Origin of the sequence: Methylobacterium sp. BE186 (assembly GCF_031457035.1) — a bacterium.
Lineage (GTDB): Bacteria > Pseudomonadota > Alphaproteobacteria > Rhizobiales > Beijerinckiaceae > Methylobacterium > Methylobacterium segetis.
Genome location: NZ_JAVDVV010000004.1, coordinates 119,152 through 142,588, shown reverse-complemented (window position 1 = coordinate 142,588; position 23,437 = coordinate 119,152). Strand labels below are relative to the sequence as shown.

Below are 23,437 nucleotides of genomic sequence, written 5' to 3'. Positions count from 1 at the left end.
TTCGCGGGACGGCCCGGGGCGGAATCCCGGGGCGCCCGGCTGACAACAAGGGACGGAAGCGGGCATGGCGGTCAGTGTAGACCCGATCCACCAGTTCGAGCTGAAGCCGCTCGTGTCGCTGGGGCACATCGGCAATCAGGAGCTCGCCTTCACGCAGTCGGCGCTGTACATGTTCGCCGCCGTCGGCGTCATCGCGCTGATCACGATCGTAGCCACCTCCAGCCGCTCGGTCGTGCCGAGCCGGATGCAGTCGCTGGCCGAGATCTTCTACGAGTTCATCGCCGACACGCTCCACCAGGCGACCGGCGACGAGGGCAAGCGCTTCCTGCCGCTCGTCTTCTCCCTCTTCATGTTCGTGCTGGTGCTCAACCTGTTCGGGATGATCCCCTACGCCTTCGCGGTCACGAGCCATCTCATCATCACCTTCGGCCTCGCGGCCCTCGTGATCGGCGTCGTCATCGGCTACGGCGTGATGAAGCACGGCTCGCACTTCTTCGGCCTGTTCGTGCCGTCGGGCGTGCCGAAGCCGCTCCTCGCGATCCTCGTGCCGATCGAGATTATCTCCTTCGTGTCGCGGCCGATCAGCCTCTCCGTCCGTCTCTTCGCGAACGTCCTGGCCGGCCATATCGCGATGAAGATCTTCGCGTTCTTCGTGGCGGCGCTGCTTTCCGCAGGCGCCTGGAGCGTGCTATCGCCCCTGCCGCTCGCGCTGACGATCGCGCTCACGGCCCTCGAGTTCCTGGTGGCCGCGCTGCAGGCCTACGTCTTCGCGACGTTGACGGCGATCTACCTCAACGACGCCCTTCACCCCGGCCACTGACGGTCGGCTCCACCCGCCGAAAACGATCACTCGTTCTTCCAACACCTCAGGAGTTACTCATGGATCCCGTCGCTGCGAAGTACATCGGCGCCGGCCTCGCCTGCCTCGGCATGGCAGGTGCGGGCATCGGCCTCGGCAACCTGTTCGGTCAGTTCCTCGCCGGCGCCCTTCGCAACCCCTCCGCGGCCGACGGCCAGCGCGCCACCCTGCTCCTGGGCTTCGCCCTCACCGAGGCGCTCGGCATCTTCTCGCTGCTGATCGCGCTCCTGCTGCTCTTCGCCGTCTGAGATCGGCGGACCCGCTGCCTCCGCGGCACTGGCCGCGGAGAGCCGCTCGACAGGGGTGAGCGCTCCGAATGTGCGGGGCGCTCGTTTTTCATCAGCCAACGGACGAGGCCATGGCGCAGCCCAACGCACTCACCACCCCCCCGCCTGGCTCCGACACGCATGTGGGCGCGCATAGCGAGCAGCCCGCGCCGCACGGGGGTGCCTTTCCGCCCTTCGAGAGCCACACCTTCCTCTCGCAGCTGATCTGGCTCGCCCTCGCCTTCGGGCTCCTCTACTACCTGATGGACAAGGTCGCCCTGCCGCGGATCCAGGCGATCCTGCACGACCGGGCGAACCGGCTCTCCTCCGATCTCGACGAGGCCCAGCGGATGAAGGCCGAGGCCGACGCCGCCGGCGCGGCCTACGAGAAGTCCCTGGCCGACGCACAGGCCAAGGCCCGCGACATCGCCCAGGCGACCCGCAACGCGCTCTCCGCCGAGGCGGAGACGAAGCGCAAGGCCCTCGAGGCCGACCTCAACCAGAAGCTCGCCGCGTCCGAGGCGACCATCCGCCAGCGTACCGGCGAGGCGATGGGCAACGTCCGCGAGATCGCGGGCGAGACGGCCTCGGCCATCGTCGAGCGCCTGACCGGACAGGCCCCGGATTCGGCCAGCATCGACCGGGCGCTCGACCGCGCCGCAACCGCGCACTGAGACGGGAACGACACCGATGCTGATGACAGCGGAATTCTGGGTCGCCGTCGCCTTCGTCGTCTTCCTGGCGATCGTCTGGAAGGTCGGCGGCTTCGGCATGATGACCAAGGGTCTCGACGGACGCGCCAAGCGCGTCCGCTCCGAGCTCGACGAGGCGCGCCGCCTGCGCGAGGAGGCCGCCGCGGTCCTGGCGGATTACAAGCGCCGCCGCACCGAGGCCGAGCGCGAGGCCGAGGCGATCGTCGCCTCCGCCCGCGAGGAGGCCGAGCGCATCGCCGAGGAGGGTCACACCCGCCTCAACGACTTCGTCGCCCGCCGCACCAAGGCCGCCGAGACCAAGATCGCCCAGGCGGAGGCCCAGGCCGCCGCCCAGGTCAGGGCTGCGGCAGCCGATGCCGCCGTCCGGGTCTCGGAGACGATCCTGCGGGAGCGCATGCAGGGCGAGGCCGCCCAGGATCTCGTCCGGCTGAGCCTCGGCGAGGTCCGGAACCGCCTGCGCGCCTGAACCGTGCCGACATCCTTCGAGAAGCCGCCTCCGGGCGGCTTTTTCGTTTCGGAAGCCGGCCCCCTCGAAAGGCAGTCATGCAGCCGATCATCGAGATCGAGAACCTCTCGAAGACCTACGCCTCCGGCCTCGCGGCCCTGAGCGAGGTGAGCCTGACGATCCGGCGGGGCGAGATCTTCGCGCTCCTCGGGCCGAATGGCGCCGGCAAGTCGACGCTCATCAACGTCGTCTGCGGCATCGTCACGCCGACATCCGGCCAAGTGCGGGCGAACGGGCACGACATCCGCGCCGATTACCGGGCGGCGCGCAAAGCGATCGGCCTCGTGCCGCAGGAATTGACGACGGACGCCTTCGAGACTGTCTGGGACACGGTGAGCTTCACCCGCGGCCTGTTCGGCCTGCGCAAGGATCCCGCCCATATCGAGCGCGTGCTGCGCGACCTATCCCTCTGGGAGAAGCGCGACAGCCGCATCATGACGCTGTCGGGCGGGATGAAGCGGCGCGTCCTCATCGCCAAGGCGCTCTCGCACGAGCCGCAGATCCTCTTCCTCGACGAGCCGACCGCGGGCGTCGACGTGGCTCTGCGCCAGGACATGTGGCGGCTCGTGCGGCGCCTGCGCGATCAGGGCGTCACGGTCATCCTGACCACCCACTACATCGAGGAGGCCGAGGAGATGGCCGACCGTGTCGGCGTGATCCGCGGCGGACGCATCATCTTGGTCGAGGAGAAGGCGGAGCTGATGCGCAAGCTCGGCCGCAAGCAGCTTACCCTCCAGCTGCAGGCGCCGCTCGCCACCCTGCCCGAAACGCTGTCGGGCTTCGAGCTCGAACTCGCCGACGGGGGCCAGGAGCTCGTCTACACCTACGACACGCAGGGCGAGCGCACCGGCATCACCGGGCTCCTCACCGCGCTGTCCGCCGCCGGCATCCGCTTCAGCGATCTGCACACCAGCCAGAGCTCGCTGGAGGACATCTTCGTCGACCTCGTGAAGGAGCGCGCATGAACTGGCACGCGATCCGCGCCATCTACGGCTTCGAGATGGCCCGGTTCTGGCGCACCTCGATGCAGAGCATCCTGGCGCCCGTGATCTCGACCTCGCTCTACTTCGTTGTCTTCGGCGCCGCGATCGGCTCGCGCGTCAGCGCGGTCGACGGGGTGCCCTACGGGCTCTTCATCGTGCCCGGCCTGATGATGCTGGCGCTCCTGACGCAGAGCATCTCCAACGCCTCCTTCGGCATCTACTTTCCGCGCTTCGCCGGGACGATCTACGAGATCCTGTCGGCGCCGATCTCGCCGGCGGAGGTGGTGGTGGGCTATGTCGGGGCGGCGGCCTCCAAGTCGATCCTGATCGGGCTCATCATCCTCGCGACCTCGGCCCTGTTCGTGCCGCTGCACATCGAGCACCCGGTTTGGATGGTGGCCTTTCTCCTGTTGACCGCGATCACCTTCAGCCTGTTCGGCTTCGTGATTGGATTGTGGGCGGACGGCTTCGAGAAGCTGCAGCTCGTGCCGCTCCTCATCGTGACGCCGCTCACCTTCCTCGGCGGCAGCTTCTACGCGATCGAGATGCTGCCCCCCTTCTGGCGGGCGGTGAGCCTGTTCAACCCGGTCGTCTACCTGATCAGCGCCTTCCGCTGGGCCTTCTTCGGCAAGGCCGACGTCAGCCTCGGCCTCAGCGTCGCGATGACCTGCCTGTTCCTCGCCCTCTGCCTCGGCCTCGTCACCTACATCTTCCGGACCGGCTATCGGCTGAAGAGCTGATCGGTCAGGGCCGCGCGGCGAGGAAGGCCAGCACGCCGTCCCGGTGGGCCTTGGCACCCACCGCCGTGCTGTGGTCGCGGTCGGGCAATTCCAGCGCCCGGGCGTTCGGCATCAGGGCGGCGAGGCCGGCAGCCGATCCCGCCACGGTGTCGAGGGTGCCGACGGTGACGAGGGCCGGCACCTCGATCTGGGCGATCTCGGCCCGCGACAGGGTCTGGCGCGAGCCCCGCATGCAGGCGGCGAGCGCCCGCAGGTCGCTGCGCGTCTGTTCGGCGAAGGTGCGGAAGGCCTGCGCGGTCGGGTTCGAAGCCGGCGCGCCGGGCGGCGCCTCAAGCGCCTCGGCGATGCCGCCGGGAAGCCCCCTCCCCTCCACGAGATGCATCCCGAGGCCGCCGAACAGGGCCGAGCGGACGCACTCCGCGTGGTCGAGGGCGAGGAAGGCGGTGATGCGGGCCCCCATCGAGTAGCCCATGATGTCGGCCCGCGCGATACCGAGATGGTCGAGGAGGCGCAACGCGTCCCCCGCCATCGCCTCGGAGCTGTAGGCCGCCGGATCGTAGAGCTTCTCGCTCTCCCCGTGGCCGCGGTTGTCGAGGGCGATCACCCGGTAGCCGGCCTGGCTCAGTGTCCTCACCCAGAGGGTGTTGACCCAGTTCACCGCATGGTTCGAGGCGAAGCCGTGGATCAGCAGGACGGGATCGCCTGTTCCCCCGACAGCCGGCACGTCGATGTAGGCGATGGTCACGCCGTCGGAATCGAAGGTCTGCATTGCGTCGCCGCCTCTCGGATCGTCGCCGACCCGCTTAGATCAGCCACGCCGCGCGGCGCAATGCGCCCGCGGCTTGCAGCGTGACGATCCGGCTGGCATCACCATCGCCGATGACGGACACGCAGCCCTACGGAACCTACGCGCCCGCCGGCCTCGTCGCGCGCATCGCCGATCGGACCGGGCGCTTCTCGCCGGACACTTGGCGCGGCCGCCGCCTCGCGCTGGCGCTGCGCCGGCTCGCGATCACGCTGCTGCGGGGCCAGCCCCTCGACGTGGAACGCTTCGGCGCCCGGATGCGGCTCTACCCCTACAACAACAACTGCGAGAAGAAGGTGCTCTTCACCCCGCAGTTCTTCGATCCGAAGGAGCGCGCCCTCCTGAAGGAGCGGCTGCCGCAGAACGGCGTCTTCCTCGACATCGGGGCCAATATCGGCGCCTACGCGCTGTTCGTGGCGGCCTTCGCCGGCCCGCGCGCCCGCATCCTCGCCGTCGAGCCGCAGCCCGACGTGTTCGACCGGCTCACCTACAACATCGCCCAGAACCCGTTCGGCACCGTGAAGGCCATCGCCTGCGCGCTCGCCGACCGGGCGGGCGAGCTGACGCTGTTCATCGACCCACGCAACCGCGGCGAATCGAGCCTCAAGATCGTCGGTACCAACGAGGGCGCGCAGATCAAGGTCCCCGCCATGACGCTCCTCGACCTCGTGCGCGGCGAGGGGATCGAGCGGATCGACGCGGTCAAGCTCGACGTGGAGGGCGCCGAGGATCTGATCCTGGAGCCGTTCCTGCGCGAGGCGCCGCCCGCGCTGCTGCCGAAGCTCCTGATCGTGGAGAACGGCACCGATCGCTGGCAGCTCGACCTGCCGACGCATCTCGAGGGCTACGGCTATCGGGAGATCGCGCGGACCAAGCTCAATCTCGTGTTCGAGCGGGGGTAGCCGGGTCACGTCCTCAGCCCGGCGTGATCACCGGGATCGCGTCGGCGATGGTCACGCCTGCCTCGTCGATCCAGCAGCGATGGACGTGCACCTCGACCCCCGCTTCGCGCGCCGCGCGGAACGCATGGGCGAAGGCGGGGTCGATATCCCGTGCCACGTCGAAGGCGTCGGCCCGCATCTGGACGACGATGACGACGACGGCCCGGCCGCCCGCCCTCACCACCGCGGCGAGCTCCTCCATGTGCCGCGTGCTGCGGGCGGCCTTGCAATCCGGAAACTCCGCGAGGCCCGCGCGGCGCATTAGATGGCAGTTCTTCACCTCGACGTGGCAGGGCGCCAGCCCCTCGCCCGTCGCCAGGAAATCGACGCGGCTGGCCCGTCCGTAGCGGACCTCGGGCCTGAGTGCCCCGTAGCGCGCGAGCACGGGCAATCGCCCCTCGCGGAAGGCTTCGGCCACGAGGGCGTTCGGGCGCATCGTGTTGATGCCGACCCATTGCGGGCCGCCGGGGAGATCGGCCTCGACGAGTTCCCACGAATAGGCGAGCTTGCGGCCGGGCGCGGTGGCCCGGGACAGGAGCACGCGGCTACCGGGTGCGAGAAGCCCGAGCATCGCGCCGGGGTTTGCGCAGTGGGCGGTGATCACCGATCCGTCCGCGAGCGCCATGTCGGCGAGGAAGCGCTTGTAGCGCCGGACGAGGCGTCCCTCGACGAGGACGTGCGGGAATTGCATCGGCGACCTTCAGGCGGACAAGCGCGGCCGGAGATCCCGCATTTCGTCCGCCCTGGCGATGCGACGCAGTCGCGCTAAGTCGGTGGGACCCGCCCTCCCCGCCCCGATCCCGATGACGACCAACGCACACGCCATTACCGCCGCCATCCTCGTCATCGGCGACGAGATCCTGTCCGGACGGACCAAGGACAAGAACATCGGCACCATCGCCGACTACCTCACCGCCATCGGCATCGACCTGCGGGAGGTTCGCGTGGTGCCGGACGAGGCGCCCATGATCGTCGAGGCGGTGAACGCGCTTCGCACCCGCTACACCTACCTCTTCACGACGGGCGGCATCGGGCCGACGCACGACGACATCACGGCCGACTGCGTGGCGGAGGCTTTCGGCGTCGGCATCGACGTCGATCCGCGGGCCCGCGCGATGCTGCTCGAGCGGATCAAGCCCGAGGATCTGAACGCCGCGCGCCTGCGCATGGCCCGCATCCCGGACGGTGCCGATCTGATTCCGAATCCGATCTCGAAGGCGCCGGGATTTCGCATCGGCAACGTCTTCGTCATGGCGGGCGTGCCCGCGATCATGCAGGCCATGCTCGACGAGATCGGGCCGACGCTTCAAACCGGCGCCCGCGTGGTCTCGGAGACGATCGAGGTCGGCAACGTGCCAGAGGGCGCATACGCCTCGGATCTCGCGGCGATCGCCAATGCGCATCCCGAGGTCTCGATCGGCTCCTACCCATCGATGACTCAGGACGGCTTCCTCAACCGGATCGTGGCGCGCGGCAAGGATGCCGCCGCCGTCGCGGCGGCACGCGGCGAGATCGAGGCATTGGTCGCGCGGCTGCGCGCCTGAGTTTCCCAACCGTCGGGCGGGAGCCCTCAATCGGAGCGGTGACCATGACGGAGCGGGACCGGGACGAGGCGATCGCCAAGCACGACGCGATGATCGACGCCGTCAACGAGATCGGCCGCCCGGACGCCTTCGTCCTGCACGAGGTGATCCGGCACGAAGGCGACGAGGAATTGCGCCGGCACGGGCTTGCCCTCTTCCTCTCGGCCGTCGCCGCGGGGCTCAGCATCGCCCTCTCCCTGATCGTCCCCGGCGTCCTCAAGGCGCACCTGCCCTCGGCCGAATGGGCGAAGCTGATCACCACGATGGGCTACGCGGTCGGCTTCCTCGTGGTGGTGCTCGGGCGCCAGCAATTGTTCACGGAGAACACGATCACGCCGATCCTGCCGCTGCTCCACGACCGCTCGATGAAGACCGGTTTCCGGGTCCTTCGCCTGTGGGGGATCGTGCTCGCCGGCAACATCCTCGCCACCGCCGCCATCGCGACGGTGCTGGCGCGCTCGGACGCCTTCGGGCCGGCGGTGACGGCGGCCTTCGCCGAGATCAGCCACCATGCCGTCGCCTTCCCGTTCGGCGCGACCGTGATCAAGGCGATCTTCGCGGGCTGGATCATCGCCCTGATGGTTTGGATCCTGCCGGCGACCGGCGCGGCAGCGCCCTTCGTCATCGTCCTGATGACATGGCTCGTCTCGATGTGCGGGCTCGCCCATGTGGTCGCCGGCTCGGTCGAGGCCTTCTTCCTCGTCGCGACCGGGGCTGCCACCCTCGGCGACTACGCCTTCCGCTTCTTCCTTCCGACGCTCATCGGAAACGTCTTCGGCGGCGTCGCGCTCGTGGCCGTGCTGAATTTCGGGCAGGTCGCGCCCGAGGTCGAGGAGAACCGGGAGGTCGAGGCCGGGCCGGCCGGGCGCTGAGTTCCGTCAGCTCGTCGCCCTGTCCGTGTCGAGGGCGCCTCGGACGTAGCCGCGCGAGATCAGCCGATCCCGGCGCAGAGTCCGCCGCTCGGCCTCGCAGAGGTCGGTCAGGGCATCCCGGATGATCGCCAGCATGGCGGCCTCGGCGTCCCCCCGGGCAGCCGCGAGATAGGCGGCAGCGATGGCCTCGACCGTCGGCGGATGAAGGGAATCTGTGCTCGTTGCCGGGGCCATCGCGTGTCCTGTCTTGCGAACAGAACAAGAACACGCCACGGACGCATCGGTTCGGTCAAGGGTGCGGGCGACGAATCTGAACGGATCCACACGCGCGTGCTCCGGACCGGTTCAGGGGGCGCCTCGGATGATCGCGCCCATACGGCAGCCGCGCGATCCCGCCGGCCCGTTCGGGAGCCAGAATTTCGTGTCGAGTCCGATCCTGATGCGCCTCTGCGGCCTCGCGGCCGTCGCGCTCGCCGGTGCGGCCCACGCCGCCGATTTCGACGGTCCCTACCCACCTCGCGGCGGCGAGGTGGAGTTCGAGCGGGGACCGCCGCCCCCGCCGCCGGAGCCCCGGTTTCATGGCCCGCGCTTCACCGCAGGATCCCGGTTCGAGCCGCCGGTCGACGAGTGCCGGGTCTTCGTGAAGCGCCGCATCGACGCCTACGGCGACGAAGTGGTGCGCCGGGTGAAGGTCTGCGACGAGCGGCCCGGATTCGGCGGCGGCCCGCGCTTCCGCCGCAGCGATTACGATCCTCCGATCCCCCCGGCGCCGATCCCGCATGCCGGCTGGGACGGGCCCCGCTGGTAGGATCGAGGCGGATGTCGGGGGCCTCGATTGTCTCGGATTGAGGGCTCTGTCCGGAACGCGAGTCCGGACAGCCCGGCCCTCGCGCCCGCCCCGCGGCCCCGACGGTCACGCCCGCGCCGGCGCCTTTTTCAGGGCGGCGGCGAAGGCCTTGAGCTGGCGGTTGAGGTCCGCCAGCTCGTTCAACGCGATGGTCTTGTGACCGTCCTTGACCGCGCGCTCGATGTCCTCGACCTGCGAGGCGGCCAGCCGCCTCAGCGCGTCCGCGAGTTGCTCCCGATTCATCGCCGCTCCCCGTCTCGGCTGCCTGTGGCTCTCAGGCCCGTGATAGGGCGCCTATGCTTAACCGCAGGTTTTTCGGGGTGCGCCGGATCGGAAAATCAGGTGCGCCAGGGATGCGCCGGCAGCTCGGTTGCGCCGATCGCGCTGGCGCCGGCCTCGGCCACCGTGTGATCGTTCTCCACCGTCGAGCCGCTGACGCCGATGGCGCCCGACATCACCCCGTCCTTGTCGACGATTGGGATGCCGCCCGGGAAGGTGATGAGACCGTCATTCGAGTGCTCGATGCCGAAGAGCGGACCGCTGGGCTGCGAGAGCTGACCGATCTGTCCGGTCGGCATGCCGAAGAACAGGGCGGTCTTGGCCTTCTTCTGCGAGATGTCGATCGAGCCGACCCAGGCATCGTCCATCCGGTAGAACGCCTTGAGGTTGCCCCCCGAATCGACGACGGCGATGCACATCTGGGTGCCGAGTTCGACGGCCTTGGCGCGCGCCGCTTCGATGGCCTTGTGCGCGTCCTCGATGGTCACGTGCATGGCGGATCTCCTTCGAGCTTGGCCGCGTGGCGCGGCGTTCCTGGGAAAGGCTAGATGTGCCGGCCGGTTCCGTTGTCGGGTCCACGGGCCAGCCATGTCACTGAGGCGTACGCGCCGAGCCAGGAGCCGGCGGCCGCGAACATCACGTAGAGCGCGTTCTGCGTGTAGCTGATCACCGCGAAGGCGGAGAGCAGGTACCAGACCGCGCTCCAGTTCGCGGCGCGGATCCGGTGCCGCGCACCGACGGCGGCGTTGAAGAAGACGTAGGCCGCATCCGTGACGGCCGTCGCGACGACGACGCCGAGCGTGACGAGGGGATCGAGATCCGAGAGCGAGATCCCCGAGAGGGGTGTGGCTGAGGCGGTCATGGGCGGCTCCTGCGCGCCCGACCGGAACGGCCGCGTTCCGCGGGCCCGCCGAGGCTGCCTGTCGAGGCAGGCGAAGCCAAGCCGTCGCGGCCATCGGGCTTCCCGAACCGCGCGAGGGAGCCGATCCCGGGTTTCCCCGGGATCGGAGCGGGTGCCGGCCTACTTCGCGTTCATCGCGTTGGCCTTCTCGATCAGCGCCTCGGCCATGCGGATCGAGGCGATGTCGATGAGGCGGCCGTCCAGCGAGACGGCGCCGCGGCCGGCCTTGGCCGCCTCTTCCATCGCCTCGAGGATGCGGCGGGCCTTGGTGACCTCTGCCTCGGAGGGCGTGAAGACCTCGTTGGCGAGTTCGATCTGGGTCGGGTGGATCGCCCACTTGCCCTCGAAGCCGAGCGCCGCGCAGCGCTTGGCGGCCGAGACGTAGCCGTCCGGATCCGAGAAGTCGCCGAAGGGGCCGTCGATCGGGCGCAGGCCGTAGGCACGGCAGGCCACCAGCATCCGGTTCTGGGCGAAGAGCCAAGGGTCCTGCCAGTGGGTCTGGCGGTTGCCGCCCTCGTCCTTGTCGGTCAGCACGCTGTAATCCTGGTTCACGCCGCCGATCACGGTCGAGCGGGCGCGGGCCGAGGCCGCGTAATCGGCGACGCCGAAGGACATCGCCTCGAGGCGCTTCGACGATTGGGCGATCGCCTCGACGTTCGCCATGCCGAGCGCCGTCTCGATCAGCACCTCGAAGCCGATCTTCTTGTCGCGCTTCTTCGCCTGCTCGATCTGCGTGACGAGCACGTCGATCGCGTACACGTCAGCCGGCACGCCGACCTTGGGGATCAGGATCATGTCCAGGCGGGGACACGCCTCGACGATGTCGACCACGTCCCGGTACATGTAGTGGGTGTCGAGACCATTGATGCGGATCATCATGGTCTTGCTGCCCCAGTCGATCTCGTTGAGCGCCTGGATGATGTTGGTGCGGGCCTTCTCCTTGTCGTCGGGCGCGACCGCGTCCTCGAGATCGAGGAAGATGACGTCGGCCGCGGAATTCGCCGACTTCTCCATGAAGGTCGGGTTCGAGCCGGGAACGGCGAGTTCCGAACGGTGCAGGCGCGGCGTGGCCTGCTGGATCAGGGTGAAGCTCATCGGGGTCCTCCTTGGTGTTCTGGGATTTCCGGCGGGCAGCTAGGGCGCGGCCCGGCCGCGTTTTCAACCTCTCCTCCGGCGCGCCCTGAGACAGGGCGACCGGATCGTTGGCTCATCCGGTGGCGCCGAAGCCCACCGCGATGCAATTGATCGATAGGAGCAGCGCGGACTTCACCGCCTCGCGCTGGTCCTCGTCCTCCTCGCCGCGGAAGCGGCGCAGAAGCTCGACCTGCTCGCGGCTGACCTGGTTGATGGTGGGCAGGCGCTCGTTCAGCCGGTCCCGGAACAGGGGGAAGCGCTCGGCGAGCTCCCGGTCGCCGCTGACGCGGAGCGCCATCTCGCAGGTGAGGCGGTATTCGGCCTCGATCATCCGGAAGATGTTCGTGCGCACGCTCTCGTCCGGAACGAGGCCCGCATAGTCGCGGGCGATCTCCAGATCGACCATCAGCAGCGTCTTCTCGACCTCGTCGAGGATCAGGCGGAACAGGCGCGAATCGCGGAACATCCGCTTGAGCTGCATCTCGCCCTGCGCACCGCGCACCTCCAGAAAGCTCTGAAGCCCGGATCCGACGCCGTACCAGCCCGTGATGACGTGCCGGTTCTGCGACCACGCGAACACCCACGGGATCGCCCGCAGGTCGCTGAGGGAGCGGGCACCGAAGCGCCGCGCCGGACGCGAGCCGATGTTGAGGAGGGCGATCTCGTCGAGTGGGCTCGCGCAGCCGAAATAGGTGACGAGGTCCGGGTGCTGGATCAGGTTGACGTAGGCCGCGCGGCTCGCGCCCGAGAAGGCCTCCAGCACGTCGTCGAACTCGGCCCGCGGCAGCGAGGCCGCCTCGCGCTCGGACCTGAGGGCGTGCTCGAAGACCGAGGAGGCGAGAAGCTCCATCTGGTAGGCCGCGGTGCCGCGGTTGGCGTACTTGAACGAGACCACCTCGCCCTGCTCGGTGGTGCGGAAGCGCCCGTTGATCGAGCCCGCCGGCTGGGCGGCGATGGCCCGCGCGGTCGGGGCCCCGCCCCGGCTCACCGAGCCGCCGCGGCCGTGGAAGAAGGCGATCGGCACGCCGAGATGCTTGCCGAGCAGGGTGAGCTTCGACTGCGCCTTGTAGAGCTCCCAGTTCGAGGCGACGAAGCCGCCGTCCTTGTTCGAATCCGAGTAGCCGATCATCACCTCCTGCACGCCGCCCTGCCAGCGGGTGGACCGGCGCACCACGGGAATGGCGAGCAGCTCCTTCATGATGACGGGCGCAGCGCGCAGATCGTCGATCGTCTCGAAGAGGGGCACGATGGGCAGCGGGCAGATCTCGGTGCCCGCCGTGTCGAGGAAGATGCCGGCCTCCTTGGCCAGGAGGTAGGCGCCGAGGATGTCGGGCACCGAGCGCGTCATCGACAGGATGAAGGCGCCGAAGGCCTCGCGGTCGAGCTGCTCGCGCATCTCGCCGACGAGGGCGAAGGTCTCGAGGGTCTCGCGTGCGTCGTCCGGCAGATCGTCGAAGGAGCGGTCGGGGTTGCGGGGCTTGGCGAGTTCGCTCAGCAGCCACGCCTTCCATTCCGGCGCCTCGACGTCGGGGGGCGTCTTGGCCTCCCCGTATTGCTGCCGCCAGAGCGCCTGCAGCGCCTGCGTGGTGCGGGTGCTGTTCTCGCGCAGATCGAGCCGGACGGTGGAGAAGCGGAAGATCTCGACCATGCGCCGCACCGGGCGCACGAGATCGGTCGCGAGCGAGGCGCACTTCGAATCGGCCAGCCCCTGCTCCAGCGTGCGCAGGTCGTTGATCAGGCCGTCCGCGCTCGGGTAGTCCGGGCCCGGGGCGCGGCGGCCCTCGTTCCGGGCGATCGTCGCCTCGATCTTGCGCAGGATGCAGGTGAGGAACTGACGGAACGCCTCGCCGGGATTGCGGCCGGCGATGGCCCTGCCGTCGCCGCTCTCGGCGAGCTGGTGCTCGAGCTCGCGCCGGAAGCTCTCGGGCACCGGCAGCGAGCGCTCGGTGAGCGACAGCATGCGGCCGAGGCCGTTCACGCCGTCCCGGTAGCGGTGCAGCGAGGCGAGCGCGTTGCGCTGGAGCGTCGTCCGGGTGACGCTCGCGGTGACGTAGGGGTTGCCGTCGCGATCGCCGCCGATCCACGAGCCGAACTGGAAGAAGGCCGGTACCTCGAACTTCTCGTCCGGGTAGTATTGCGCGAGGCTCTCCTCCAGCGAGTAGAGCACCTCCGGCAGCATCTCGAACAGCGTCTCGTCGAAGAAGTGCAGCCCCCAGGCGACCTCGCGCTCGACGGTCGGCTTCTCCAGATGCAACTCGCCCGTCATCCAGACGAGCTCGATCTGGTCGCGCAGGTCGTTCATCAGGCCGTTGCGCTCGCGCTCGGTCCAGCGCGGCAATTCGAGTTCGCGTAGCAGCAGGTAGATGCGGCGGAACTTCTCCAGCACCGTCACGCGCTTGCCCTCGGTCGGATGCGCCGTGAGGGTCGGGCGGATGCGCAGGTCCTTGAGGAGGGTGTGGATCTCACCGGCCTTGATGCCGCTCGCCGCGGCCTCGGCCAGAACCTTGCTGAAGCTGCCGCCGAGTGCCGAGCGCCCCTCGTTCCGCTCGATGTGCCGGCGGCGGCGCATCGCGGCGTTCTGCTCGGCGATCGAGAGGAGCTGGAACCAGATCCCCTGGACCTGAAGCGCACGCGCCAGCAGCTCGGGCGAGAAGGCCGAGATGTTGGCGTTGCCGTGCAGTACTACTTCGAGCTCCGGCTCGTGCCGGCGGGCGACCTCGAGCAGGGCGTGGAACAGGATGTCGAGCGCCTCCTTGGAGGACGTGCCCGTGATCACCGGCGGCGCGAAGACGTGGTCGACCGCGGTGCCCGGCGAGGCATGCAGGGTATGGGTCATGGGTGGTCGTGCCTCCCGCGCGACAGCAGATCTCCTCCCCCCTCGGGGGACGAGTCGGAGGTGGGGGTGGCGCAGGAGGCACCGCAGAGCCTCGCGCGGAACCACGCCCACTCCTGCCCCTCCGCGGAACGGGGAGGGGAATGCGTGCGGCTCACGCCGCGCGCTTGCGCATCACCTCGGCGACGGTCGCGCCGAAGGAGCCGGGGTCCGGCGCCACGGTCAGCCCGTACGAGCGCATGATCTCGGCCTTCTCCGCGGCGCTGTCGCCGGTCGCCGAGATGATCGCGCCGGCATGCCCCATGCGGCGGCCCTTCGGGGCGGTGAGGCCGGCCACGAACCCGATCACCGGCTTCGTCATGTTCTCCTTGATCCAGGCCGAGGCCTCGGCCTCCTGCGGGCCGCCGATCTCGCCGATCATCAGGACCGCGTGGGTGTCCGGATCCTGTTCGAACAGGGCGAGATGGTCGAGGAAGGAGGAGCCGTTGATCGGGTCGCCGCCGATACCGACCGAGGTCGAGACGCCGATGCCCTCGGCCTTCATCTGCGAGGCGGCCTCGTAGCCGAGCGTGCCCGAGCGCGAGATGATGCCGACATTGCCCTGCAGGTAGATGTGTCCGGGCATGATCCCGAGCATCGACTTGCCGGGCGAGATGATGCCCGCGCAATTCGGGCCCACCACCATCGAGCGGCGGTCCTTCGGGTAGCGCATGAGGTAGCGCTTCACCCGCATCATGTCCTGGGCGGGAATGCCGTCGGTGATCGAGCAGATCAGCCGGACGCCGGCATCGGCCGCCTCCATGATCGCGTCCGCCGCGAAAGGCGGGGCGACGAAGGTGATGGTCGTGGTGGCGCCGGTCTCGCGCACGGCCTCCTTCACGGTGTTGAACACCGGGACGCCGACATGGGTCTTGCCGCCCTTGCCGGGCGTGACGCCGCCGACGACATTCGAGCCGTACTCGATCATCTCGCGGGCGTGGAAGGTGCCCTTGTCGCCCGTGATGCCCTGGACGAGGATCGGGGTCTTCTCATCGATGAGAATGCTCATTGGTCTCTCTCCTCCCGTCCGCTCAGTGGGCCGCCTTGGCGCCCTGACAGGCCTGAACGGCCTTCTGGGCGGCCTCGGTCAGGGTGTCGGCGGTGATCAGGTCGAGCCCGCTTTCCGAGAGGATCTTCTTGCCGGCCTCCACGTTCGTGCCCGCGAGGCGTACCACGAGCGGCACGTCGATCTTCACCTCGCGCGCCGCCTTCACCACGCCCTCGGCGATCCAGTCGCAGCGATTGATGCCGGCGAAGATGTTGACGAGGATCGCCTTCACGTTGCGGTCGGAGAGGACGAGCCGGAAGGCGGTGGCGACGCGCTCGGGGCTCGCGCCGCCGCCGACGTCGAGGAAGTTCGCCGGCTCGCCGCCCGCGTGCTTGATCATGTCCATCGTCGCCATGGCGAGGCCGGCGCCGTTGACGATGCAGCCGATCTCGCCGTCGAGGCCAATGTAGTTGAGGTTGTGCTCGGCCGCCTGCGCCTCGCGCGGGTCGCTCTGGGACGGGTCGTGCATGTCCGCGATGTTCCGGCGGCGGAACATGGCGTTGTCGTCGAAGGACATCTTGGCGTCGAGCGCCAGAACCCGGTCGTCCTTCGTCACGACGAGCGGGTTGATCTCCAGCATGGTCCCGTCGCAATCGCGGAACGCCCGGTAGGCGTTCATGATGGTCTTCACCGCGGCCGAGACCTGCTTGATGTTGAGACCGAGTTGGAAGGCGATCTCGCGGGCCTGGAACTGCTGCAGGCCGACTGCCGGCTCAACGACGATCTGGATCAGCGCCTCGGGCTCCTTCGCCGCGATCTCCTCGATGTCCATGCCGCCGCGCTGGGATGCGATCACGCGCACCCGCTCCGCCTTACGGTCCAGGACGTAGCCGAGGTAGAGCTCCCGCTCGAAAGGATCGGCGGTCTCGACGTAGACCCGCTGGACGGGCTTGCCGTCGGGGCCTGTCTGGATGGTGACGAGGCGCTTGCCCAAAAGCTCGCGGGCCGCGTCGCGCACCTCGTTGTAGGTGCGGCAGAGCTTGATCCCGCCGGCCTTGCCGCGGGCACCCGCATGAATCTGCGCCTTGACGGCCCAGAACGAGCCGCCGAGTTCGGTCGCCGCGTAGACGGCTTGGTCCGGGCTGAAGGCGACGGCACCCTTCGGCACGGCGACGCCGAAGCTCGCGAGCAGCTCTTTGGCTTGGTACTCGTGAACGTCCATCCGAGACCTCCATTTTTTGGCGCTTCCTTGGGAGCGATCATCCCGCAAATTTCATTTCACGGGAAGCGCTCCAGCGTTTATATTTTTTTGCATTCTCTTTAAGTCTGCCTTGAAAGGCAGCCGGAATGCTTTTCGTATTCAAAGTTTCAGCGTCCCCGGCGGCAGGAACCGGGGACGAGACTGGTGAGCCGGCGCGGCTCACCTTCGCTCAGTTCACCTTGGCCTTGACGACCTCGTAGACCTTCTCGTTGAGCGCGCCCGCCTCGGCGAGAAGCCCTTCGAGCTCCTTGAGGCGCTCCTCGGCGAAGGCGCGGTCGTCGAGCCCCTTGGCGTTCACGTAGACGTTGAGCGCCGCGCTGCGCAGGCCCGCATAGGCGGAGAGCACCGCGACACCCGCATCCGAGATGACGTTGAGGTTGCCCTTGTCCGCCGTGATCGCAGCGAGGTCGATCACCTCGCGGCAGACGCGGCAGCAGGCGAGAGGCACGTCGGTGGCGGTCTTGAGGGCCGCCTGGATCCGCTGGGACCGAGCGGCCTTCTCCTCATCGGTGTTCTTCGGGAGCCCGTAGGCGGCCATCACCGCGTCGAACGCCTCGACGTCGTCGGCGATCATGCCGGTGAGCTTGGCCCGCAACGCCTCGGACTGGGCCAGAACCTCCTTCAGCTCGGCCTCGACCTCGACGTACTTCTTCTTGCCGATGGTGAGGTTGCACACCATCGACACGAGGGCCGCGCCCATCGCGCCGGAGATGGCGGCGGCTCCGCCGCCGCCGGGGGTCGGGGCCGAGCTCGCCAGCCCGTCGAGAAATGTCTGGATCGTTTCGTTCTCGGCCATCGACGCCTCCCCTCAGGCCATCTTCTTGGCGAGCGCGTAGATCTCCTCGGCATCGAGCACCTGCTCGGTGTTGTCGAAGAGCTGACCGACGCAGGCGCGGTGGAGCTTGAGCTTCAGCCCGCCGATGCCGAGGGCGCCGAACGACCGCTTGCCGTGGCGCTCCTTGCCCTTGTCCATGGCGTCGATGCCGCCGAAGCCGAGCGGCGGCTGGGCGTTGTAATCGGCCACGAACTCGATGCTCGCCTCGTCCTTCCAAGAGTCCTCGGGCAGGAGCTCGAGGCCGATGGCGCCGGCCGAGAACACGATGTTCTGGCCCTTCACGGCGCGGGCGCGGGAGCCGGCATCGGGCGTCTCGACGGCCGTGACCTTGACGTTGAAGCGCTTGTTGATCGCGTCCGCGGCGGCCTGGGCCTTGTCGAGGGAGCGGCCGGCCACGGTGACCTGCGCGCCCTCCTTGGCGAGGAGCGCGGCGGAGCGCATGCCGACCGGGCCGGTACCCGCGAGCACGATCGCCTTCTTGCCCTCCAGCGATCCGGCGGCCTTGGCGACGAGCGCGACGCCCGCGGCGGCCGTGGTGTTCGACCCGTTCGAGTCGAGCATGGTCGAGACGCGGAAGGGGCCGAAGAAACGCTTCTTGACCGCCTCGAGCACGGCCTCGCCGGCCGCCATGTTGCCGCCGCCGACGAAGATCGCGGTCGACTTCTTCTCAGAGCCGCCGCGGGTGTAGATCGTCCCGTCGACCAGGGCTCCCACGTTCTCGGGCGTCACGTTTCCGTAGCCCGTGATGTGATCGGCGCCGCCGTCATAGCCCACGACCGTGTCGAACACGCTCGGCACCGCGTCCGTGTCGAACAGGAAAAGCAGCTTCTTCATTGGTTGTCCCTTCGTCCGCGCGTCCCGGCGCGGTTCAGCGTTTCCCGAACGGGCGCAGGCGCCCGGTTTGGTCTCAACAAGGGTCAGACGAGCCCGCACGGCGTCCGTCTCACCCGCGCCTCATCCCGAGGCGCGGAGCGAATGCAAAGCCTCGACGAGGCATCCGGTCGTCGGCTCGATCCGGGATCTCCCCCGCGACGCCGCGGGGCGGCGTCTCAGGATGCGCTCTCCGGAAGGAGGGCCGGCTCGCTCAGGCCTCGACCACGTTCTGCGGCTTGCCCGCCACGAACGCCTCGACGTTGTCGACGAGCTGGTCGGCGAGGATCTGCATCGCCTGCTTGCTTGCCCAGGCCACGTGCGGGGTCACGATCAGGTTCGGCAGATCGGCGTCGCACAGGATGTTGCCGTTCTTGGGCGGCTCCTGTGCCACCACGTCGAAGCCCGCGCCCCCGATGGTGCCGTTCTTCAGGGCCTCCAGCAGGGCCTCCTCGTCGACGAGGCCGCCGCGGGCCGTGTTGATGAGGATGGCGCTGTTCTTCATCTTCTCGAGCTGCTCGCGCCCGATCATGTTCTTGGTGTCGGGCGTGAGCGGCACGTGCAGCGTGATCACGTCGGATTCCCGGAGGATCGTCTCGAAATCGACGAGGCCGTCCTGCGGGAAGACGTCGTAGGCGATGACCTTCATGCCGAGCGCCTCGGCGCGCTTGCCGATCGACTTGCCGAGCGCCCCGTAGCCGACGATGCCGAGCGTGGAGCCCGCGATGTCGTAGATCGGGTAGTCGAAGTAGCAGAACTGGGTCGACTTGTTCCAATCACCCCGGCGGACAGAGTTGGCGTAGGGCACGATGGCGCGGCGGAGCGCGAACATCAGCGCGATCACGTGCTCGGGAACCGTGTTGAACGCGTAATTGCGGATGTTCGAGACGGTGATGCCCTGGGCCTTGGCCTGGGCCTTGTCGACCACGTCCGTGCCGGTGGCCGCCACCGCGATCAGCTTCAGCTTCGGAAGCTGCTTCAGGACCTCGGCCCGCATCGGCACCTTGTTGATGAGCGCGATCTCCGCGTCCTTCAGGCGCTCGACGATCTCCTCCGGCGTCCAGGTCGACTCGTACTCGGTGTATTCGTGCGGGAACTTGAATTCGCGCACCTTGGCGTCGAGGGATTCGCGATCGAGGAAGACGATTTTCTGCGTCATGAGGAACCCCTTTCAGAACCGGCCGGCCGGCTTGGCGTGCGCGCGGCCTTCGTCCGTGTCTCACGCGGAAGCGGGGCCGGCGATGGCCGGCCCCGCCCGGATCGTCGCTCAGGCCTTCGAGAGGGGGTTCTCACGCAGGTAGCTCGACGCGGCGGCGACACCCGAGCCGGGAGTCACCTTGATGCCGTTGTCGAGCATCGCCATCTCGGCGCCCGCGATGGCGCCGAGCAGCGACAGCTCGTTCAGGTCGCCCACATGGCCGATGCGGAATACCTTGCCCGCCACTTCCGACAGACCCGCGCCGAGGGCGAGGTTGTAGCGGACATAGGCGTGCTTGATGATCTTGGCGGCATCCACGCCCTCCGGCACGACGATCGCCGTGACGGTGTCGGAGTTCCACTTGGGATCCTTGGCGCAGGTCTTGAGGCCCCAGGCCGCGACGGCCTGACGGGTCGCCTCGCCGAGCACGGCGTGCCGGTGGTAGACGTTCTCGAGACCTTCCTCGAACAGGCAGGCCAGCGCCTCGCGCAGGCCGTAGAGCAGCGGCAGCGGCGGGGTGTAGGGGAAGTAGCCGGTCGGGTTCGCCTTCCGCTGGTCGGCGTAGTCGAAATAGACCTTGGCGAGGCGGTCGTTCTTACCCGCTTGGCTCTCCGCGGCCTGCAGGCCCTTCGGGCTGATGCAGGCGACGCCGAGGCCGGCCGGCAGCATCAGGCCCTTCTGGGAGCCGGCGATCGCCGCGTCGACCTTCCACTCGTCGGCCTTGAACGGCAGCGAGCCGATCGAGGACACGCCGTCGACGAAGAGCAGCGCCGGGTGGCCGGCCGCGTCGATCGCCTTGCGCACGGCGCCGATATCGCTCGTGACGCCCGTGGCGGTCTCGTTGTGGACCACCATCACGGCCTTGATCTCGTGGTTCTTGTCGGCGCGCAGCGCCTCCTCGATCCGCTGCGGGTTGGCGCCCGTGCCCCAGGTCTCCTCCTGGACGATCACGTCGAGGCCGAGCCGCTGGGCCATGTCGATCCAGAGGTGGCTGAACTGGCCGAAGCGCGAGGACAGCACCTTGTCGCCGCGGGCGAGGGTGTTGCAGAGCGCGGATTCCCAGATGCCGGTGCCGCTCGCGGGGAACAGGAAGATGGTGCCGTCGGTGGAGCCGAAGACCTTCTTGGTGTCCTCGAACAGGGGCTTCGTCAGCGAGGGGAAGTCCACCGAGCGGTGGTCCTCGGACTGGACCAACATCGCGCGCAGCACGCGGTCCGGGATGTTCGTCGGGCCCGGCACGAAGAGATGGTTACGACCCGGCCGTCTCGTTGCCGCCATGTTGTGTCCTCCGATTTCCTAAACTGCTGACCGGCCCGATGGCCGGCGCCAGAATGATGTCAGTGAGCCAGCGTCGCTCGTTGGTGGCCCGTGGATGCCGTGATCCGAGGGGGCAGGCCCCTCGACCGCGGGGGTCGTCGCGTGGCCGCGGATTCGTGAGCCCCTCGCGGAGCCCCCGTTCTCCGGGAGCCCTCCCCCTGGCCGCGACGGCGCAGCGGGAGTTCCGTGGGACGCTCTGAGACGATCCGGTCCTCGCGGACCCCGCCGCCTGGAATAGGGCAGGCCGTGTTCAGAGGCCATTCCATTCCGACGACGTCGTCCGCCCCAGGTCAGATCATGGTGCCGAGCGGAGCGGCGCGGCGGCGTGAACCGCCCGCGGTCGCGGCACGCGTCATGCCGGTCGCCTCCGATGGGCCGGGAGCCTCAATGCGTCGAGCCGGCCGCGCTTGCAAGCACTCCCGACGCGGTGTGGACACCTTCCTTCCTGCTACCGTTGATCCCATTGGCCGTTTCCGGCACCGGGCGAGCCCGGCGGTCTCCTTGGCCATGATTATGACCGGCTTCGCCAAGGAAGGAAAACTCAAAAAACTTGGGCATCCGTCCAAAAAATTTGTCGTGCACTGCAACGCGAGACCGCGTGATCGCCGCTTTTTCTTCGGCACTGCAACATGAGAACCTCGGTGGCGTCATCAAACTGATACGGGAATCCGGTTTGGCTCGAACCGTGACAGCCGCCGGGAGACGCTCGTGGCCGAAGACACAGAGAAGGCGGTCCGCGTCCGGACGCTCTTCCTGTCCGACATGCATCTGGGCACGAAGGGCTGCCAGGCCGGCCTGCTGCTGGACTTCCTCAGGGATTACGACGCGGACGAGATCTATCTCGTCGGCGACATCGTCGACGGGTGGCAGCTGCGCTCGGGGTGGTACTGGCCGCAATCGCACAACGACGTGGTGCAGAAGCTCCTGCGCAAGGTCCGCAAGGGCTCGACCATCGTCTACGTGCCCGGCAACCACGACGAGTTCCTGCGCGACTACATCGGCACCACTTTCGGCGGCGTCGAGATCGCCGAGAGCCGGATCCACATTGCGGCGGACGGCAAGCGCTACCTCGTCATTCACGGCGACCAATTCGACATGGTGGTGCGCCACGCCAAGTGGCTGGCCTATCTCGGCGACGGAGCCTACGCGCTGGCGCTCTCGGTCAACACCGTCCTCAACAGGGTCCGCCGCCGGCTCGGGCTCGCCTACTGGTCGCTCTCGGCCTGGGCGAAGCTGAAGGTGAAGAACGCCGTGAACTTCATCGGCAAGTTCGAGGAGTTCCTCGCGGCCGAGGCCCGCCGCGTCGGCGCCGACGGCGTGATCTGCGGCCATATCCACCACGCGGCGAACCGCGAGATCGAGGGCCTGCGCTACCTCAACACCGGCGACTGGGTGGAATCCTGCACGGCCATCGTCGAGCATTACGACGGGCGCATGGAGGTCCTGCACTATCCGAGCCTGCTTCGCGCCCGCGAGGCGCAGGCCGCTTCCGCGCATCATGCGCAGCAGGAGGTGGCGCCGGGCCGCCGGGCCGTCGCGTGAGGTTGCTCATCGCCACCGACGCCTGGCACCCGCAGGTCAACGGCGTCGTCCGCTCGCTGGAGCACATGGCGCGGGCGGGCCGCGACCTCGGCTACGATCCGGTCTTCCTGACGCACCGGGATTTTCCCTCGGTGCCGCTGCCGGGCTACCCGGAGATCCGCCTCGCCTACGCCGCGCGCGGCAGGCTCGAGGCGCGGATCTCCGAGATCGCGCCGTCCCACATCCACATCGCGACCGAGGGGACGGTGGGTTACGCCGCGCGGCGCTACTGCCTCGCGCAAGGACGCCCCTTCACCACGAGCTACCACACCCGCTTTCCCGAATACCTCGCCGCCCGGGCGCCGGTGCCGCAAGCCTGGAGCTATACGTGGCTGCGGCGCTTCCACGGGGCGGCGAGCGGGACCATGGTGAGCACGCCGTCGCTCGAACGCGAGTTGGCGGGCCGGGGCTTCGCGAACCTGATGCGCTGGACCCGGGGCGTCGACACCGACCTGTTCCGCCCGCAGGATCCGGACGCGCTCGATGGGCTTCCGCGCCCCCTCTTCCTGTTCGTCGGCCGGCTCGCGGTCGAGAAGAACGTCTCGGCCTTCCTCGGCCTCGACCTGCCGGGCACGAAGGTCGTCGTCGGCGATGGGCCCGACCGGGCACGCCTCGCGGCGCTGGCGCCCGAGGCCCGCTTCCTCGGGACGCTCACCGGCGCGGATCTGGCGCGGATCTATGCCGCGGCCGACGTCTTCGTGTTCCCCAGCCTCACCGACACGTTCGGGATCGTTCTCCTCGAGGCCCTGGCCTGCGGCCTGCCCGTAGCCGCCTATCCGGTCACGGGACCGATCGACGTCGTCGGCGGGACGGGGGCCGGCATCCTCGACGCCGACCTTCGGCAGGCCGCGCTTGCGGCACTCACGATCCCGCGCCGGCGCTGCCGCGAGGAGGCCCTGCGCTACACCTGGGCCGAGAGCGCGCGCCAGTTCTACGGGAATGTCGAGGTCGCCCATCAGCGCGGCGCCCTCCGGCAGCGCGCGGCCCGAAATCCGGCCGCATCCATGGTGGAGCTCGGCTGAGAAAGGCGGCCGGAAGCGCGTGACGCGCGCGGCCGTTGATGCGAAGGGAGGGCCTCGCGATCCCC

27 protein-coding genes are annotated in these 23,437 nt (G+C 68.7%); 13 read left to right on the top strand and 14 right to left on the bottom strand.

Features of this window, described 5'->3' with window-relative positions; genetic code table 11:
* The first annotated feature begins 64 nt into the window (after positions 1–64).
* The 6 genes from J2X36_RS06460 (at position 65) to J2X36_RS06435 (ending at position 4,066) form a co-directional block, all read left to right on the top strand.
* Positions 65–820, top strand: coding sequence for a F0F1 ATP synthase subunit A (locus J2X36_RS06460; protein ID WP_132249957.1), 756 nt, complete (start codon positions 65–67; stop codon positions 818–820).
* Positions 821–879: 59 nt separating this feature from the next.
* On the top strand, positions 880–1,107 hold the full coding sequence (locus J2X36_RS06455) for a F0F1 ATP synthase subunit C (RefSeq protein WP_007566773.1): 228 nt from the start codon (positions 880–882) through the stop codon (positions 1,105–1,107).
* Positions 1,108–1,217: 110 nt separating this feature from the next.
* A complete protein-coding gene (locus J2X36_RS06450) occupies positions 1,218–1,799 on the top strand; it encodes a F0F1 ATP synthase subunit B (RefSeq protein ID WP_132249959.1) in 582 nt (193 codons plus the stop codon).
* A gap of 19 nt (positions 1,800–1,818) precedes the next feature.
* Complete coding sequence (locus J2X36_RS06445; protein ID WP_174804869.1) at positions 1,819–2,304, top strand: ATP F0F1 synthase subunit B; 486 nt, start codon at positions 1,819–1,821, stop codon at positions 2,302–2,304.
* Between the two features lie 77 nt (positions 2,305–2,381).
* The gene (locus tag J2X36_RS06440; protein ID WP_310347393.1) at positions 2,382–3,308 is read left to right on the top strand and encodes an ABC transporter ATP-binding protein; all 927 of its coding nucleotides are present in this window, start codon (positions 2,382–2,384) and stop codon (positions 3,306–3,308) included.
* A complete protein-coding gene (locus J2X36_RS06435; RefSeq protein WP_132249965.1) occupies positions 3,305–4,066 on the top strand; it encodes an ABC transporter permease in 762 nt (253 codons plus the stop codon). Before J2X36_RS06440 ends, J2X36_RS06435 begins: the two co-directional genes overlap by 4 nt.
* 4 nt (positions 4,067–4,070) lie before the next feature.
* Here J2X36_RS06435 and J2X36_RS06430 read toward each other — a convergent pair whose 3' ends face one another.
* Complete coding sequence (locus J2X36_RS06430) at positions 4,071–4,835, bottom strand: alpha/beta fold hydrolase (protein ID WP_310347392.1); 765 nt, start codon at positions 4,833–4,835, stop codon at positions 4,071–4,073.
* Positions 4,836–4,945: 110 nt separating this feature from the next.
* Here J2X36_RS06430 and J2X36_RS06425 point away from each other — a divergent pair, with 110 nt between their 5' ends.
* Positions 4,946–5,773 (top strand): FkbM family methyltransferase, encoded by an 828-nt coding sequence (locus J2X36_RS06425; RefSeq protein WP_132249969.1) that lies wholly within the window; start codon positions 4,946–4,948, stop codon positions 5,771–5,773.
* A gap of 13 nt (positions 5,774–5,786) precedes the next feature.
* On the opposite strand, the gene sfsA is transcribed toward J2X36_RS06425, so the two are convergent.
* Positions 5,787–6,503, bottom strand: coding sequence for a DNA/RNA nuclease SfsA (sfsA, locus tag J2X36_RS06420; protein ID WP_310347389.1), 717 nt, complete (start codon positions 6,501–6,503; stop codon positions 5,787–5,789).
* Positions 6,504–6,615: 112 nt separating this feature from the next.
* Here sfsA and J2X36_RS06415 point away from each other — a divergent pair, with 112 nt between their 5' ends.
* On the top strand, positions 6,616–7,356 hold the full coding sequence (locus J2X36_RS06415) for a molybdopterin-binding protein (protein WP_310347388.1): 741 nt from the start codon (positions 6,616–6,618) through the stop codon (positions 7,354–7,356).
* Between the two features lie 44 nt (positions 7,357–7,400).
* On the top strand, positions 7,401–8,267 hold the full coding sequence (locus J2X36_RS06410; RefSeq protein ID WP_405029735.1) for a formate/nitrite transporter family protein: 867 nt from the start codon (positions 7,401–7,403) through the stop codon (positions 8,265–8,267).
* 6 nt (positions 8,268–8,273) lie between these two features.
* Here the strand turns inward: J2X36_RS06410 and J2X36_RS06405 are convergent, their stop codons facing one another.
* Complete coding sequence (locus tag J2X36_RS06405; protein WP_310347386.1) at positions 8,274–8,501, bottom strand: hypothetical protein; 228 nt, start codon at positions 8,499–8,501, stop codon at positions 8,274–8,276.
* A gap of 187 nt (positions 8,502–8,688) precedes the next feature.
* Between J2X36_RS06405 and J2X36_RS06400 the strand changes: the two genes are divergently transcribed.
* On the top strand, positions 8,689–9,075 hold the full coding sequence (locus tag J2X36_RS06400) for a hypothetical protein (protein WP_310347384.1): 387 nt from the start codon (positions 8,689–8,691) through the stop codon (positions 9,073–9,075).
* A gap of 105 nt (positions 9,076–9,180) precedes the next feature.
* Here J2X36_RS06400 and J2X36_RS06395 read toward each other — a convergent pair whose 3' ends face one another.
* The 11 genes from J2X36_RS06395 to J2X36_RS06345 all read right to left on the bottom strand — a co-directional run bounded on the left by J2X36_RS06395 (position 9,181) and on the right by J2X36_RS06345 (position 20,730).
* Positions 9,181–9,357: a hypothetical protein gene (locus tag J2X36_RS06395; RefSeq protein ID WP_165937749.1), complete on the bottom strand. Its 177-nt coding sequence runs from the start codon at positions 9,355–9,357 to the stop codon at positions 9,181–9,183.
* 95 nt (positions 9,358–9,452) lie between these two features.
* Entirely contained in the window at positions 9,453–9,887 is a 435-nt protein-coding gene (locus tag J2X36_RS06390; protein WP_310347382.1) for a heme-binding protein, read from the bottom strand.
* Positions 9,888–9,937: 50 nt separating this feature from the next.
* Positions 9,938–10,255, bottom strand: coding sequence for a hypothetical protein (locus J2X36_RS06385; RefSeq protein WP_310347380.1), 318 nt, complete (start codon positions 10,253–10,255; stop codon positions 9,938–9,940).
* A gap of 159 nt (positions 10,256–10,414) precedes the next feature.
* Positions 10,415–11,389, bottom strand: a complete 975-nt coding sequence (locus J2X36_RS06380) for a CoA ester lyase (RefSeq protein ID WP_132249985.1) — start codon at positions 11,387–11,389, stop codon at positions 10,415–10,417.
* A 112-nt stretch (positions 11,390–11,501) separates the two neighbouring features.
* Positions 11,502–14,264: a phosphoenolpyruvate carboxylase gene (locus tag J2X36_RS06375; protein WP_132249987.1), complete on the bottom strand. Its 2,763-nt coding sequence runs from the start codon at positions 14,262–14,264 to the stop codon at positions 11,502–11,504.
* A 151-nt stretch (positions 14,265–14,415) separates the two neighbouring features.
* A complete protein-coding gene (sucD, locus tag J2X36_RS06370) occupies positions 14,416–15,309 on the bottom strand; it encodes a succinate--CoA ligase subunit alpha (protein WP_132249989.1) in 894 nt (297 codons plus the stop codon).
* Between the two features lie 22 nt (positions 15,310–15,331).
* Positions 15,332–16,510, bottom strand: coding sequence for a malate--CoA ligase subunit beta (locus tag J2X36_RS06365; protein WP_132249991.1), 1,179 nt, complete (start codon positions 16,508–16,510; stop codon positions 15,332–15,334).
* Between the two features lie 208 nt (positions 16,511–16,718).
* The gene (gene fchA, locus J2X36_RS06360; protein ID WP_132249993.1) at positions 16,719–17,345 is read right to left on the bottom strand and encodes a methenyltetrahydrofolate cyclohydrolase; all 627 of its coding nucleotides are present in this window, start codon (positions 17,343–17,345) and stop codon (positions 16,719–16,721) included.
* A 12-nt stretch (positions 17,346–17,357) separates the two neighbouring features.
* Complete coding sequence (locus J2X36_RS06355; protein WP_132249995.1) at positions 17,358–18,218, bottom strand: NADP-dependent methylenetetrahydromethanopterin/methylenetetrahydrofolate dehydrogenase; 861 nt, start codon at positions 18,216–18,218, stop codon at positions 17,358–17,360.
* 250 nt (positions 18,219–18,468) lie between these two features.
* A complete protein-coding gene (locus J2X36_RS06350; protein ID WP_132249997.1) occupies positions 18,469–19,413 on the bottom strand; it encodes a D-2-hydroxyacid dehydrogenase in 945 nt (314 codons plus the stop codon).
* A gap of 108 nt (positions 19,414–19,521) precedes the next feature.
* The gene (locus J2X36_RS06345) at positions 19,522–20,730 is read right to left on the bottom strand and encodes an aminotransferase class V-fold PLP-dependent enzyme (RefSeq protein WP_132249999.1); all 1,209 of its coding nucleotides are present in this window, start codon (positions 20,728–20,730) and stop codon (positions 19,522–19,524) included.
* A 468-nt stretch (positions 20,731–21,198) separates the two neighbouring features.
* Between J2X36_RS06345 and J2X36_RS06340 the strand changes: the two genes are divergently transcribed.
* From J2X36_RS06340 to J2X36_RS06330, 3 genes are all read left to right on the top strand, one after another.
* Positions 21,199–21,402, top strand: coding sequence for a hypothetical protein (locus tag J2X36_RS06340; RefSeq protein WP_310347372.1), 204 nt, complete (start codon positions 21,199–21,201; stop codon positions 21,400–21,402).
* A gap of 129 nt (positions 21,403–21,531) precedes the next feature.
* Positions 21,532–22,311 carry a UDP-2,3-diacylglucosamine diphosphatase gene (locus J2X36_RS06335; RefSeq protein WP_405029740.1) on the top strand — a complete coding sequence of 260 codons (780 nt, stop codon included), beginning with the start codon at positions 21,532–21,534 and terminating at the stop codon, positions 22,309–22,311.
* Entirely contained in the window at positions 22,308–23,372 is a 1,065-nt protein-coding gene (locus J2X36_RS06330; RefSeq protein ID WP_310347369.1) for a glycosyltransferase family 1 protein, read from the top strand. The genes J2X36_RS06335 and J2X36_RS06330 overlap by 4 nt, the downstream gene beginning before the upstream one ends.
* Positions 23,373–23,437 lie beyond the last annotated feature (65 nt).